The organism is Yersinia artesiana (assembly GCF_902726545.1).
Classification (GTDB): domain Bacteria; phylum Pseudomonadota; class Gammaproteobacteria; order Enterobacterales; family Enterobacteriaceae; genus Yersinia; species Yersinia artesiana.
Genome location: NZ_CACVAD010000057.1, coordinates 1 through 14170 on the forward strand (window position 1 = coordinate 1; position 14170 = coordinate 14170).

Below are 14170 nucleotides of genomic sequence, written 5' to 3' on the forward strand. Positions count from 1 at the left end.
TATTATCACTGACGATAAAATAAGAATTATAAAAACCACATAAAATAAATAAGAAAAAAGACTTTTATTTGTATGAATAGTCTTTTCATTTGTAGGAAATATCCCACTAATATGTGGGAAATATAAACCCAAAAATAAGAATGTAAGAAATTAAAAATAAGACATTCTTAAAATTAAAATCACATAAGGAATTAATCAATGAAACCTAATGATCAACGTAAAGAAGAAGTCATGGGTATATTGGAAGAAAAGTGTCATGCCCTGAAGAAACAGTTTACTGAATCACCTCCTCCGGTGATCAATTGGCCAAAGACAAGAGAACTTGCTGACAAAGCGCAACTGGATATTTACACGGCAAGGTTAGTATTAATGAAATTGGTCGATGAAAATCGAGTAAAAATGTCAGAAACCAAAGTGATGAATTCATTACGTTGGTTTATTGCTCATCCAGCTGAAAAATAAAGATAATTATTCTTATTGAGTATTTATGACTCAGATACCGAATAGCACGCTAACCAGCGCGCCGGTAGCGTCATGTTAGATAAACAGCAACTAATTGAAAATAATGAAATTACTATCTTTACCGTTCATAGAAGCGAGGCTTTCAGCGCGCAAAGTTAACCTTGTTGTTTTGCTACTCATGGTCGTGACGTTTATCTCCATGCTGCACTATGAGGTAAATCGAGGTGGTGCCGGGTTGCATCTTCCTCATAACATCATCATCTGGGCCATGATGGCATTGCTGGTGATCGCACTCTATTGGCCGCAAAGTGAAGAACCTCAGGTGGTGAACTCTCCGGGCAAGCTATGGCTGCTGATTGGCGCGCTGATGATAACGCTTCCTGGATTGTGGCCTGCCTCATTACAACATGTTGCTGCCTGGTTACCCCGCGTGCTCGGTTTGTGGGGTGGGATAATACTGCTACTGGGGTTGTTTCGGCTGAAATTAAGCCCTGCTGCGCGGCAGAGCTGGCTGCTACTGATACTGTTGTCCGTGTGGGGGCAAGCCACCTTGGCATTACTGCAATGGCTTGTTTTTACAGCAGATAACTGGATGGAATTTGATCTTGCCCAACGCCCTTATGGCATCTTCCAGCAAGTCAATGTGCTGGCTAGCTATTTGGCAACCGGTTATGCCATCGCAGCCTATCTGTTTATGGTCTCAGATAATCGTGCCATACGAAGCATAAGTACCCTTACGTTACTGGTTTTCCCCGGCATGTTATTGCTATTGCAATCAAGGATTGGCTGGTTCGGTGGGGTAACAACCTTGTTATTGCTTTCTCTCTATTACTGGCGTCAGCGGAAAATAGCCTGGTTGTGGCTATGCAACCTGCTCAGTATCTTGGTCGCTACTTATTTTCTGGAGCAGATAATAGGCGGCGCGCTGGTATCCAAAGAGGGGAGTAATAAAGAACGCTGGTTAATCCTCGAATACACCTGGCGCATGATACGCCAACACCCTTGGCCAGGCTGGGGTTACGGTAGCTTTGAATCTGCTTTTGCCCACACACTGGCGCAAGCTGGTGAAGTGCCGAATCACTTTGCTTATCCTTCTCACCCTCATAATGAAGTGCTTTATGGCTGGGCCGAAGGCGGCATTGTGGCGCTGGTGGGGATGTTGGTATTAGCTATCGGATATATAAAACCGCTATTGATTCAGCCCAAGGCTGTTTTCCCTCTCTGGGTGCTAACTTTACCGATAGCGTTGCATCTGATGACCGAATTGCCTCTCTATCAATCTGCCGCACATTGGCTGGTGCTAATTTTATTGGCCCGATTGATGGTTCCAGAACATATGTTGATATCAATGCCTCTTCCTCCACCTCATTGGCAGCGCTGGCTGCATGGCATTATTGTACTATCAGCCTGTTGCACCTTGCTATTTATGATGGCGGGCTTTAAAACTGGCCGAGCACTGACACTGAGTGAAAGAAGTGGTTTGGTTAACATGCGACCATTAGACAACCTGATAAATCCTTATATACAGTGGGAAAGATACCAATATATTCGACATATCAACCTGTTGCTGCAATTTAACCACAATCCCGATCCGGCTTTACTGAGCCAGTTCAGAGTATGGGCTGAGCAATACATTCAATTGCACAATGATCCTAATGTTTATCAAAGTCTTATCATGATTACCCAGTATCAGAATGACCTGATGCAAGCCAATCATCTGCGCCAGATAGCTCATGCACTGTTCCCCGAAAACCCTGCATTCAGGTAGAACCCATCCCATCCATAGAAAGATAGCTGCATAGCCCCTTTGTTCAGGGGCTAATCTGCCTTGTTTGCGAGTCGTCTCGAGTTTTAGCTATGTCAGTTTTCGAGCTGCTGGGCTAGTATATCTGCTGGAAAAAGGACTTAACTAGAAAACATAACCGCATGAATAATACTGATAAGCTAGATTCCCACACCCCAATGATGCAGCAGTATCTCCGGCTCAAGGCCCAACATCCTGAAATACTCCTGTTTTATCGGATGGGAGATTTTTATGAGCTGTTCTACAGTGATGCCAAACGCGCGTCCCAGTTATTGGATATCTCACTGACAAAGCGGGGTGCCTCCGCCGGTGAACCTATTCCTATGGCAGGTGTTCCCTATCATTCGATAGAAAACTATCTGGCAAAACTGGTTCAATTGGGTGAGTCAGCGGCTATCTGTGAGCAAATCGGTGATCCAGCCACCAGCAAAGGGCCGGTTGAACGTAAAGTTGTACGAATCGTCACCCCCGGTACCGTGAGTGACGAGGCCTTACTGCAAGAGCGGCAAGATAATCTTCTGGCCGCCATCTGGCAGGATGCGCGTGGATTTGGTTATGCGACGCTGGATATCAGTTCAGGCCGCTTTAGAGTTGCAGAACCCGCAGACCTTGAAACTATGGCTGCCGAGTTACAACGTACCAATCCCGCTGAGTTACTTTATCCAGAAAACTTCGAACAAATGTCGTTGATCGAACATCGACATGGCTTACGCCGCCGCCCATTATGGGAGTTTGAGCTGGAAACAGCCAAACAGCAGTTAAACCTGCAATTCGGTACCCGCGATTTAATCGGTTTTGGTGTCGAACAAGCCCATCAGGCACTGCGGGCTGCGGGCTGCCTACTGCAATATGTCAAAGATACCCAGCGCACCTCCCTGCCCCATATCCGTGGTTTGACCATGGAACGCCAGCAAGATGGCATCGTTATGGATGCTGCGACCCGTCGTAATCTTGAACTGACGCAGAATTTATCGGGTGGAACGGAAAATACGCTGGCCGCGATCCTCGATTGCACGGTAACCGCTATGGGTAGCCGCATGTTGAAACGCTGGCTGCATATGCCAATCCGTGACACCAAAGTGTTGACTGATCGCCAGCAAGCCATTGGTGGTCTGCAAGATATTACCGCCGAGTTGCAAGTGCCATTACGTCAGGTCGGCGATTTAGAACGTATTTTGGCACGACTGGCACTGCGAACCGCTCGTCCGAGAGATTTGGCAAGAATGCGGCATGCATTCCAGCAACTGCCTGAAATTCACCGTTTGTTGCAGCCGGTGAATGTTCCCCATATACAAAATTTGCTGTCACAAGTCGGCCAGTTTGGTGAATTACAAGATTTACTGGAGCGCGCGATTGTTGAAGCACCACCAGTATTAGTTCGCGATGGTGGCGTTATCGCCCCAGGCTACAATGCAGAATTAGACGAATGGCGGGCGCTGGCTGATGGTGCCACCGATTATCTCGAGCGGCTGGAAATCCGTGAACGCGAAAAGTTAGGTCTGGATACCCTAAAAGTCGGTTTTAATGGTGTTCATGGCTATTACATTCAGGTTAGCCGTGGTCAGAGCCATCTGGTACCGATTCATTATGTTCGCAGACAAACGTTAAAGAATGCCGAGCGCTACATCATTCCAGAGCTGAAAGAGTATGAAGACAAAGTTCTGACCTCGAAAGGCAAGGCTTTGGCGATTGAAAAAGGTTTGTACGAAGAAATTTTCGATCTGCTGTTGCCGCACCTGGCTGAATTACAAACCAGCGCCAATGCACTAGCCGAGCTTGATGTTTTGGCGAATCTGGCCGAAAGAGCCGAAACACTCAACTACAACTGCCCTGTACTGAGTGATAAACCGGGGATCAAAATTACTGGCGGCCGTCATCCGGTAGTGGAGCAGGTGCTCAGTGAGCCTTTTATTTCTAACCCGCTGACACTCTCACCTCAACGGCGAATGCTGATCATTACTGGCCCGAATATGGGCGGTAAAAGTACCTATATGCGCCAAACCGCATTGATCGTCTTACTGGCACATATGGGCAGCTACGTTCCTGCGGACCAAGCCACCATTGGGCCAGTTGACCGCATCTTTACTCGCGTCGGTGCTGCTGACGACCTGGCATCCGGCCGCTCAACCTTTATGGTCGAAATGACAGAAACGGCTAATATTCTACATAATGCCACCGAACAAAGTTTGGTATTAATGGATGAAATTGGTCGCGGCACATCGACCTATGATGGCTTGTCATTGGCTTGGGCCTGCGCTGAAAATCTGGCTAGCCGTATCAAAGCCATGACACTATTTGCCACTCATTACTTTGAACTGACGACTCTACCGGAAAAAATGGAAGGGGTGGTCAATGTTCATCTTGATGCATTGGAACATGGCGAAACCATCGCCTTTATGCACAGTGTGCAAGATGGCGCGGCGAGTAAAAGTTATGGTTTAGCTGTTGCAGCCTTGGCCGGTGTGCCACGGGATGTGATTAAACGCGCGCGGCAAAAACTGAAAGAGCTGGAATCGTTGTCGAACAATGCAGCGGCAAGCAAAATTGATGGCTCGCAACTCACGTTGCTAAATGAAGAGGTATCGCCAGCAGTGGAAGCCTTAGAAGCATTGGATCCAGATTCGCTATCACCACGTCAGGCGCTTGAGTGGATTTATCGCCTGAAAAACATGGTGTAACCCAGTTAAAGGTTAATTGTCGCCATAAAAAAACGGTGAACATCCGTTCACCGTTTTTGTGTTGTCCAGACTGTTTGCGATAGTATCGTTATTCGCGGAACAATGCTTCGATGCTCAGGCCCTGCGCTTGCAGAATTTCCCGCAAACGGCGTAACCCTTCAACCTGAATCTGGCGCACACGTTCACGTGTCAAACCAATTTCACGGCCAACATCTTCCAACGTTGCAGCTTCATATCCTAACAGACCAAAACGACGGGCCAGAACTTCGCGCTGTTTTGCATTCAATTCGAACAGCCATTTAACGATACTTTGTTTCATATCGTCATCTTGCGTGGTGTCTTCTGGGCCATTTTCATTTTCGTCAGACAGAATATCTAACAAGGCTTTCTCTGAATCGCCGCCTAAAGGTGTATCAACAGAAGTGATACGTTCGTTAAGGCGCAACATACGGCTCACATCATCAACTGGCTTGTCGAGTTGCTCTGCAATCTCTTCTGCGCTCGGTTCATGATCCAATTTATGAGAAAGTTCTCGTGCTGTACGCAAATAAACGTTTAATTCTTTAACGATATGGATGGGCAAACGGATGGTACGGGTTTGGTTCATTATTGCCCGTTCAATCGTCTGACGTATCCACCAGGTGGCATAAGTGGAGAAACGGAAACCGCGTTCAGGGTCAAACTTTTCTACTGCACGGATAAGACCGAGGTTACCCTCTTCAATCAAATCCAGCAGCGCTAAACCGCGATTACTGTAACGGCGGGCAATCTTCACTACCAACCGCAAGTTACTTTCGATCATACGCCGACGTGAAGGCACATCTCCGCGCAATGCACGCCGGGCAAAATAAACCTCTTCTTCTGCGGTCAACAACGGCGAATAACCAATCTCACCAAGATAGAGCTGCGTCGCATCCAACACTCGCTGGGTAACGCCTTGCGCCAACAGCTCATCTTCTGCTAACTCGCTTTCAGTAGGTTCATCTTCTACTAATGCTTTTTCGTCGAAAATTTCAGTTTCCGTACTGTTCTCATCAAAATCAGCATCTTCATGCAACTCGTTAACTTTCAGCGTATTTTGGCTCATATGCTGCTCCTACCCGTGAATCCGGCGAGCAGAATACAGCGTATTCTGCCCAATCTATCGCTGCGGAAGGTAACGCAGCGGGTTTACGGATTTCCCCTTGTAACGAATTTCAAAGTGCAATCTTACTGAACTGGTTCCGGTGCTACCCATGGTTGCTATTTTTTGACCCGCCTTCACTTCTTCTTGTTCCCGGACCAGCATTGTATCGTTATGAGCGTAGGCGCTCAGGTAATCATCATTGTGTTTGATGATGATTAGATTACCGTAACCACGCAGTGCGTTCCCGGCATATACCACTCGCCCATTTGCTGTAGCGAAGATGGGTTGCCCACGAGAACCGGCGATATCAATCCCTTTATTGCCCCCTTCGGAAGCAGAGAAGCTATCGATCGTTTTACCTTCAGTTGGCCATTTCCAGTTACTGACTGGACCACCATTACTGGTAGGGTCACTGATAGTGCTGCCTGGCGCGGTAACAGGTGCGGTTGTAGCGACAACTGCTCCTGATGATGGCAACATTTTGCCAACATTCTGTTTACCCGAGTTTTCAGAATACGCGCTAGTTGATTGAGAATCAACCGTTGTAGTTGTGTTCTGAATATTTGACGGCGGTTTCGTTAGTCCACCTGATGTGGCATCAGTCGCGGCTAACATTCCACCGCCAGAACCATTACCCAACTGGATAGATTGCCCCACATTCAGGTTATAAGGTTCAGCAATATTGTTTTTTGCCGCCAGATCACGGAAGTCATTCCCTGTTATCCAGGCAATATAAAACAGCGTGTCACCACGCTTAACGGTATAGGTATTACCGCTATAGCTTCCTTTGGGGATATTGTCGTAACTACGGTTATAAACGATGCGTTCACCCGAACTATTAGTATCCGAGCCACTTAGCATGGTACCGGAACGATCACCACCGACACTGCTGATGGGCGCAGATGTTGTATTATCATTACTACAACCAACCAACCATAAACTCATAACCGTACATGCCGCTACCCGGCGTAATGTAATCATTGGGCTTCCCGTGCTCATGCTTCCCCCATGACAGCAATAATAAGCGATATATCCAATAGAGATGCGCGCATGCTATCAATAGCGCCCCTGCCATACCATATAATTTATGTTACTGATTTTTGTCCAATCTTCAGCACAAAAAAACCACACTTCGACTTTAGTCAAAAATTAAGACTGAAATACACCCTAAATAATTCGAGTTGCAGGAAGGCGGCAATTGAGTAAATCCCCAAGAGCTTACACGAGTAAGTGACTGGGGTGAACGAAAGCAGCCAACGCACATGCAGCTTGAAGTATGACGGGTATAATGACTTTTTCTCAGGCCAGCTCGCCTTTAACTAAAGGAACGAAACGAACCGCTTCTACTGTCTCGACCTTGAATTCATTGTTACGACGCTGCACACACTTCAATGTTTGAGCCTGTTCTCCCACAGGCAGAACCAATATCCCACCCTCATCCAATTGCTCTAATAAAGCATTCGGTATTTCCGGTGGGGCGGCGGTCACAATGATCGCATCAAATGGCCCGCGTGATGCCCAACCTAGCCAGCCATCACCATGACGGGTAGAGACATTATGCAGATCCAGCTGTTTCAGGCGACGTTTTGCCTGCCACTGTAACCCTTTGATTCGTTCAACTGAGCATACATGTTCGACTAAATGCGCCAAAATCGCGGTCTGATAACCCGATCCAGTGCCTATCTCTAATACGCGCGAAGTGGGTGTTAATTGCAATAACTCCGTCATTCGCGCCACCATATAAGGCTGAGAAATAGTTTGCCCAGAACCTATAGGCAAGGCTGTGTTCTCATACGCTTTATGGGATAACGCCTCATCAACAAAACGCTCACGCGGCACCGCTTCGATCGCCTGTAACAAGCGCTCGTCCTGAATACCCTGCTGACGTAACTGCATCAACAATGTTTGCATGCGTTTATTTACCATTCCCCGTCGACCTCATGTTGGTTAATCAGTCATATGCTGGCTAACCAGTTTTCAACCACGTCTTGAGCCCCATAGGCCGTTAAATCAACCTGCAACGGCGTGATAGACACATAACCTTGCTCAACAGCGGCAAAATCAGTGTCCTCCGCAACATCAAACTTCTCCCCTGGAGGGCCAATCCAATAGAGATCTTGCCCACGCGGGTCTTGCTGACAAAATACCTGCTCTGCCGGATGACGGCTACCACAGCGCGTCACCCGCATCCCTTTAATTTCAGATAAGGGTAAGTCAGGTACATTAATATTCAGTATCTTACCGGTGCGCAACGGTTTATGTTGTAACGCACGCAATATACGGCAAGTTATCGCTGCCGCCGTTGTATAATGTTGATGCCCATTGAGCGAAACCGCTAAAGCAGGAAAACCCAAATGTCGCCCTTCCATCGCTGCGGCCACCGTACCTGAGTAGATAACGTCGTCTCCCAGATTAGGGCCAGCATTAATGCCAGAAACCACAATATCTGGCCGCGGGTGCATTAACGCATTAACGCCCAGATAGACACAATCTGTTGGTGTACCTTGCTGCACAGCAATATCGCCATTCGATAAAGTGGTAATGCGCAAGGCGCTATCTAGTGTCAACGCATTAGAGGAGCCGCTGCGATTACGATCGGGTGCTACGATTTGTACCTGCGCGAACTCCCGCAATGCGGCAGCCAGCGTCTGTATGCCCGGCGCAGTAATGCCATCATCGTTACTCAGCAATATCCGCAGCATCGGCATTATCCTGATTCATGATTTCGCGCACCACACTGGTAGCAAAACTACCGGCGGGTAACCAGAAGCTGAGTTCCAAAGTGACCTCATCCCACCAGTTCCACGCCATATTCTGCGGTTTCAGCAAAATGGCCCGGCGTGCCCCTTCAACACGTTCGCGTTTAATCAGCGCCAGTAACTCGGTTTGATCCGCTAAACATGCCTGCTCGAAAGCTAATGCCGCGCCTTGAGTGCCCAATTCACCATCACCGGGCAATGGTGCAGTAATATTCAGTTCACCCGCATCGACTCGCTGCTGTAACAAGGGCAACTCATCAGTTGCGGCCACAAACCAACTGCCGCGCCCCGAAAGCTGTAATGCATCCCCTTCCAGCACCGTCGTCGCCTGCTGTTGAGCCAAACGCTCACTGCTAATCAGGTTGAACATGGCGCTACGGCTGGCGGATAAGTAGAAGCTGCGTTTGCTGCGCTCTTTCACCCGAATTTCATTGTTCGCCCACAAACGGGCCTGCACCAGATTATTGCCACCACGACCAAATCGCTGGCTACCAAAATAGTTAGGTACGCCATGCGCGGCTATCTGCTGTAATCGTTGTTCTACGTCCTGATTATCCGTTATGTGGCGCAATACCAAGGTAAAAGCATTGCCCTTCAGTGAACCAATACGCAACTTTCTTTTCTGCCGCACCGACTCCAGCACTTCACAGCCTTCCAGCTCGAAAGTCGCAAGATCCGGCGCTTCTTTACCCGGTAAGTGCAGACAAAACCACTGCTCGGTGACCGCGTGACGATCTTTCAGGCCCGCGTAGCTCACCAGCCGTGGGTGAATCTTGGCGAAACGCGCCAGATAGTCAGCAACAAATTGGGTGTTACAGCCATTTTTGCGGATACGAACCAATAAATGCTCGCCTTCACCGTCCGGCTCAAAACCCAGATCTTCCACTACCACAAAATCTTCCGGGTTGGCTTTTAAAACGCCACTCGCCTTGGGCTTGCCGTGCAGCCAGGTTAGATTGTCCATATCCATCAGTTATGCCTTAAGCCTGTTCAACTTTAATTAAGAGCGCTACCGCCTCACACGCAATGCCTTCACCACGGCCGGTAAAACCGAGCTGTTCAGTGGTGGTGGCTTTGACGTTGATGTCATCCATATGACATTGTAGATCTTCTGCCAAATGAACGCGCATTTGCGGGATATGCGGGGCCATTTTCGGTGCCTGAGCGATAATCGTGATATCCAGATTACCCAATCGGTAGCCTTTCGCCAGAATGCGGCGGTATGCTTCACGCAATAAGGCGCGGCTGTCAGCCCCTTTAAATGCCGGATCCGTGTCAGGGAATAACTTACCGATATCACCTAACGCCGCAGCACCCAATAATGCGTCGGTGGCGGCATGCAGGGCAACATCACCATCAGAATGAGCCAACAAGCCCTTTTCGTAAGGAATGCGCACCCCACCAATAATCAGCGGGCCACTGCCATTTTCGCCAAATTTATGAACATCGAAACCATGACCAATTCGCATTAATTGCACTCCAATCACTTTGGATATTGCCGTTGAGTTAAATAAAATTCTGCCAGCGCCAGATCCTCTGGGCGCGTCACCTTAATATTATCCGAACGTCCCGAAACCAGTATCGGATGATAGCCGCAATGCTCTAAAGCTGAAGCCTCATCGGTGACCACTGCGCCGTCTTTTAAGGCGCGGGATAAGCACATTTTTAATAACTCAAGCGGGAAAAGTTGCGGTGTAAGGGCATGCCACAGCGCTTGACGATCAACAGTATGGGCAATGGCTTGAACCCCAGCCTCGCTCCGCTTCATGGTGTCACGAACCGGTGCGGCCAGAATGCCGCCAACCTTGCTGTGTTGTGTAATCGCTAATAGCTTTTCAAGATCGCCTTGGTGCAAACAAGGGCGAGCCGCATCATGGACTAATACCCATTCAGCTTGCCCCGCCTGCTGCAAACCCGCCATGACAGAATCAGCTCGCGCGTCACCGCCGTGAACCATGCTGATACGGGGATCCTGAGCGATAGATAACTGCGAAAATTGCTTGTCCTGCGGGTGTATCACCACAATAATCCGCTGGATTCGTGGGTGGTCAAGCAAAGAACAAATTGCATGTTCAATGATAGTCTTGCCCCCCGCGATTAAATACTGTTTAGGGCAATCAGCCTGCATGCGGCTGCCAATACCTGCCGCCGGTACTATCGCTATAATTTCAGGCGCAATAACTTCAGGTGCAACAACGTCAGGAAGGGAAACTTCGAAATTACTCATTATTTATTGTTGTGCGTTATTTTGTGTCGAAGGGATACTCGCATTGCGTCTGGATTGGTCAGGAACCAGACGATAGAAACTTTCACCGGGTTTAATCATACCCAGTTCGTTACGTGCGCGTTCTTCGATCGCCTCTTGACCACCGTTTAAATCATCGATTTCAGCAAATAGCTGATCGTTTCGGGCTTTAAGTTTGCCGTTATTGACCTCTTGGAGCGCCACGTCATCCTTAACCCGAACAAAATCATGAACACCATTCTTGCCCAGCCACAATGAATACTGTAGCCAGCCAAGTAAAATCAACAATAGTAGCGTAAGTTTTCCCATTCCCGCCCCCCGAAAAACTGCCTAATCATCCCACAACTCTTCGTCGGACTCCACTGTGTCACGGAAATAGGCCACAAAGCGTGGCCCAAGAACCTAATCAAATAGGCTCAAAGGACGATTTGCGGCAAAAATACCACGTAATTCGACGAAATGTCATTAAATGCTAATTTTCAACACACTTTCCCGCCGTCATTATCGATTAAGAAACTAGCAACGTCATCCAGAGATAAACACTGTAAAAATTGATTTTGCCATTAGCTTGTGCCAGCCAATAGATTAAATATGCATATTTAATATCGCCACAAATAAATAACCCCCATCACAGTTGAGTTTACATTTATAAAAGTTTATTTTTATGCACTCAAATTGCATAAATAAAAAACCAGACTTTCACTCATCTTTAGCTTTTAACCGGGAGATTCACATGTTTAAACGTTTAATGTTAGTCGGGACTTGTCTGGCTGCCGTATTGTCTGCGGGCGCTGCGATTGCCGCCGAACCGACTTATGTGGTCGGTTCCGGTGGCACCTATCGCCCATTCGAGTATGAAAATAGCCAAAAACAACTGGAAGGTTTTGATATCGATATCATTAAAGCTATCGGTAAAGCGGAAGGTTTTCAGGTCAAATTGGTGAATACGCCGTGGGAAGGTATTTTTGCCACGTTAGGCTCAGGTGATCGCGATATTATTATTTCTGGGATTACCATTACCGATAAACGCAAGCAAATGGTTGATTTTTCTGACCCTTATTTCCCAGCAGAACAAACTATTGTCGTCCCTAAAGGCTCTAAAGTTGATTCTATTGCCGCATTGAAAAACCTGAATGTTGGCGTCGTGAATTCCAGCACCGGGGATATCGTAGTATCCGATGTTTTGGGGAAAAACAGCACAGCAATCAAGCGCTTTGATAATACCCCGCTGATGCTGCAAGAGTTATATGAAGACGGTATCGCCGCAGCAGTAGGTGATGTGGGCGTTGCCAAGTTCTATCTGAAAACCCACCCGGAAAAAGCCTTTGAACTGGTGGCTGATGATAAGTTTGAGCGCCAATATTTCGGCATCGCAGTGGCGAAAGGTAACGAAGAATTACGCAGCAAAATCAACAGTGGCCTGCAAAAAATAGTCGCTGACGGCACTTACGCCAAAATTTACGAAAAATGGTTTGATGCTCAGGTTCCAACCCTGCCTACAAAATAAATATCGTCTTATTTTAGCCACCGAGTAGCTGCGGTGGCACTCGTTTTACTTCACTGACCAGGTTGTTTGTCTTATGTCGGGATTTCGTTGGGAAATCATTCAGGAATATGCCCCACTGTTTATGGACGGTGCCTGGATGACAATAAAGTGCACCATTATTTGTGTCATTTTGGGAACCACTTGGGGGTTAACTCTGGGTCTGGGGCGGTTAGCGCAGGCACCTCATGGTATCTGGAAGCCCATCCTGTATTACTTTGTTCAATGGCCGGTGCGTATCTATATCAGTGCCATTCGTGGAACACCGCTCTTTGTGCAGATAATGGTGGTGCACTTTGCTCTGGTGCCACTGTTTATCAATCCACGAGATGGCATTCTAGTCACTAATGGCATTATGTCCTCTGATTTTGCCCGAATGCTGCGTTCTGATTACGGTGCATTTTTATCCTGTATCGTCGCTATCACATTAAACGCCGGGGCTTATGTTTCCGAAATTTTCCGGGCGGGGATTCAATCCATTGATCGCGGCCAAATGGAGGCCTCCCGCTCACTGGGGATGAGTTATGGCAAAACCATGCGCAAGGTTATCCTGCCGCAGGCTTTTCGCCGCATGTTACCGCCGCTCGGTAACAATGCCATCGCCATTGTGAAAGATTCATCGTTGGCATCCGCCATTGGTCTGGCTGACTTAGCCTATGCCGCGCGCACCGTCTCCGGCGCCTATGCGACTTATTGGGAACCCTACCTGGTCATTTCCGTGGTGTATTGGGTTATCACATTCTTACTTTCGCTGTTAGTTCGGCATATGGAAACGAGGTTCGGTAAAAGTGATTCACGTACATAACCTGCAAAAACAATTTGGCGAAACCCATGTGCTGCGCGGTATTTCATGCGAAATACAGCCCAAAGAAGTGGTTTGTATCATTGGCCCCTCTGGCTCAGGTAAAAGCACCTTTTTGCGCTGCATTAATGCACTGGAAACCTTATCGGGTGGCGAGATAACGGTGAATGGTTTTGAGATCCATAACCCAAAAACCGATCTCAACCGTATGCGCGAAAGTGTCGGCATGGTGTTCCAACGTTTCAATCTGTTCCCTCATATGACAGTGTTGGAAAACCTGATTATGGCGCCCATGGATGTCAAAAAACTGCCACGCGCGCAGGCCATCGAACGAGCTGAGTTGCTCCTGCGTAAAGTGGGTTTGTTGGACAAAATTGATGCCTATCCCAGCAGCCTGTCAGGTGGGCAACAGCAGCGCGTCGCTATCGCCAGAGCCTTGGCGATGGAACCTGAAATCATGCTGTTTGATGAGCCAACCTCGGCGCTCGATCCGGAACTGGTGGGCGAAGTGCTGGCGGTGATGAAAGCATTGGCTCTGGAGGGCATGACCATGGTGGTGGTCACGCATGAAATGGGCTTTGCCCGTGATGTTGCCGACCGGGTATTGTTTATTGATCAGGGAGTGATTCAGGAAGAGGGCAAACCGGAAGAGATCTTTACTGCGCCTGGCAACCCGCGCACGCAAGCATTTCTTAGCAAGGTGCTGTCCGCACAAAGATAAACGCTATCTGAGTAAACTTGTCACAAATTG

14 protein-coding genes are annotated in these 14170 nt (G+C 48.0%); 6 read left to right on the forward strand and 8 right to left on the reverse strand.

Features of this window, described 5'->3' with window-relative positions; all coding sequences use genetic code 11:
- Positions 1-198 precede the first annotated feature (198 nt).
- The 3 genes from HU019_RS16950 to mutS all read left to right on the forward strand — a co-directional run bounded on the left by HU019_RS16950 (position 199) and on the right by mutS (position 4944).
- Positions 199-462 carry a faeA-like family protein gene (locus tag HU019_RS16950; protein WP_174849954.1) on the forward strand — a complete coding sequence of 88 codons (264 nt, stop codon included), beginning with the start codon at positions 199-201 and terminating at the stop codon, positions 460-462.
- A gap of 103 nt (positions 463-565) precedes the next feature.
- Entirely contained in the window at positions 566-2230 is a 1665-nt protein-coding gene (gene waaL-xs, locus HU019_RS16955) for an O-antigen ligase-like protein WaaL-xs (protein WP_174849953.1), read from the forward strand.
- Positions 2231-2388: 158 nt separating this feature from the next.
- Positions 2389-4944 (forward strand): DNA mismatch repair protein MutS, encoded by a 2556-nt coding sequence (gene mutS, locus HU019_RS16960; RefSeq protein WP_174849952.1) that lies wholly within the window; start codon positions 2389-2391, stop codon positions 4942-4944.
- 88 nt (positions 4945-5032) lie between these two features.
- Here mutS and rpoS read toward each other — a convergent pair whose 3' ends face one another.
- The 8 genes from rpoS to ftsB form a co-directional block, all read right to left on the reverse strand.
- Positions 5033-6031, reverse strand: coding sequence for an RNA polymerase sigma factor RpoS (gene rpoS / locus HU019_RS16965; protein WP_005167303.1), 999 nt, complete (start codon positions 6029-6031; stop codon positions 5033-5035).
- Between the two features lie 54 nt (positions 6032-6085).
- Entirely contained in the window at positions 6086-7051 is a 966-nt protein-coding gene (gene nlpD, locus HU019_RS16970; protein ID WP_174849956.1) for a murein hydrolase activator NlpD, read from the reverse strand.
- Between the two features lie 318 nt (positions 7052-7369).
- A complete protein-coding gene (locus HU019_RS16975) occupies positions 7370-7996 on the reverse strand; it encodes a protein-L-isoaspartate(D-aspartate) O-methyltransferase (RefSeq protein WP_174849951.1) in 627 nt (208 codons plus the stop codon).
- A gap of 29 nt (positions 7997-8025) precedes the next feature.
- Positions 8026-8772 (reverse strand): 5'/3'-nucleotidase SurE, encoded by a 747-nt coding sequence (gene surE / locus HU019_RS16980; RefSeq protein ID WP_174849950.1) that lies wholly within the window; start codon positions 8770-8772, stop codon positions 8026-8028.
- Positions 8750-9799 carry a tRNA pseudouridine(13) synthase TruD gene (gene truD / locus HU019_RS16985; protein WP_174849949.1) on the reverse strand — a complete coding sequence of 350 codons (1050 nt, stop codon included), beginning with the start codon at positions 9797-9799 and terminating at the stop codon, positions 8750-8752. Before truD ends, surE begins: the two co-directional genes overlap by 23 nt.
- Positions 9800-9809: 10 nt before the next feature.
- Positions 9810-10298, reverse strand: coding sequence for a 2-C-methyl-D-erythritol 2,4-cyclodiphosphate synthase (gene ispF / locus HU019_RS16990; protein WP_005167293.1), 489 nt, complete (start codon positions 10296-10298; stop codon positions 9810-9812).
- A gap of 14 nt (positions 10299-10312) precedes the next feature.
- Positions 10313-11056, reverse strand: a complete 744-nt coding sequence (ispD, locus tag HU019_RS16995) for a 2-C-methyl-D-erythritol 4-phosphate cytidylyltransferase (RefSeq protein ID WP_174849948.1) — start codon at positions 11054-11056, stop codon at positions 10313-10315.
- A 3-nt stretch (positions 11057-11059) separates the two neighbouring features.
- A complete protein-coding gene (ftsB, locus tag HU019_RS17000) occupies positions 11060-11383 on the reverse strand; it encodes a cell division protein FtsB (RefSeq protein ID WP_005167289.1) in 324 nt (107 codons plus the stop codon).
- A 424-nt stretch (positions 11384-11807) separates the two neighbouring features.
- Between ftsB and HU019_RS17005 the strand changes: the two genes are divergently transcribed.
- The 3 genes from HU019_RS17005 to HU019_RS17015 all read left to right on the forward strand — a co-directional run bounded on the left by HU019_RS17005 (position 11808) and on the right by HU019_RS17015 (position 14140).
- Positions 11808-12581 (forward strand): basic amino acid ABC transporter substrate-binding protein, encoded by a 774-nt coding sequence (locus tag HU019_RS17005; protein WP_174849947.1) that lies wholly within the window; start codon positions 11808-11810, stop codon positions 12579-12581.
- Positions 12582-12654: 73 nt separating this feature from the next.
- Entirely contained in the window at positions 12655-13422 is a 768-nt protein-coding gene (locus HU019_RS17010) for an amino acid ABC transporter permease (protein ID WP_019080445.1), read from the forward strand.
- Positions 13406-14140, forward strand: coding sequence for an amino acid ABC transporter ATP-binding protein (locus HU019_RS17015; RefSeq protein ID WP_174849946.1), 735 nt, complete (start codon positions 13406-13408; stop codon positions 14138-14140). Before HU019_RS17010 ends, HU019_RS17015 begins: the two co-directional genes overlap by 17 nt.
- The last annotated feature ends 30 nt before the right edge of the window (positions 14141-14170 follow it).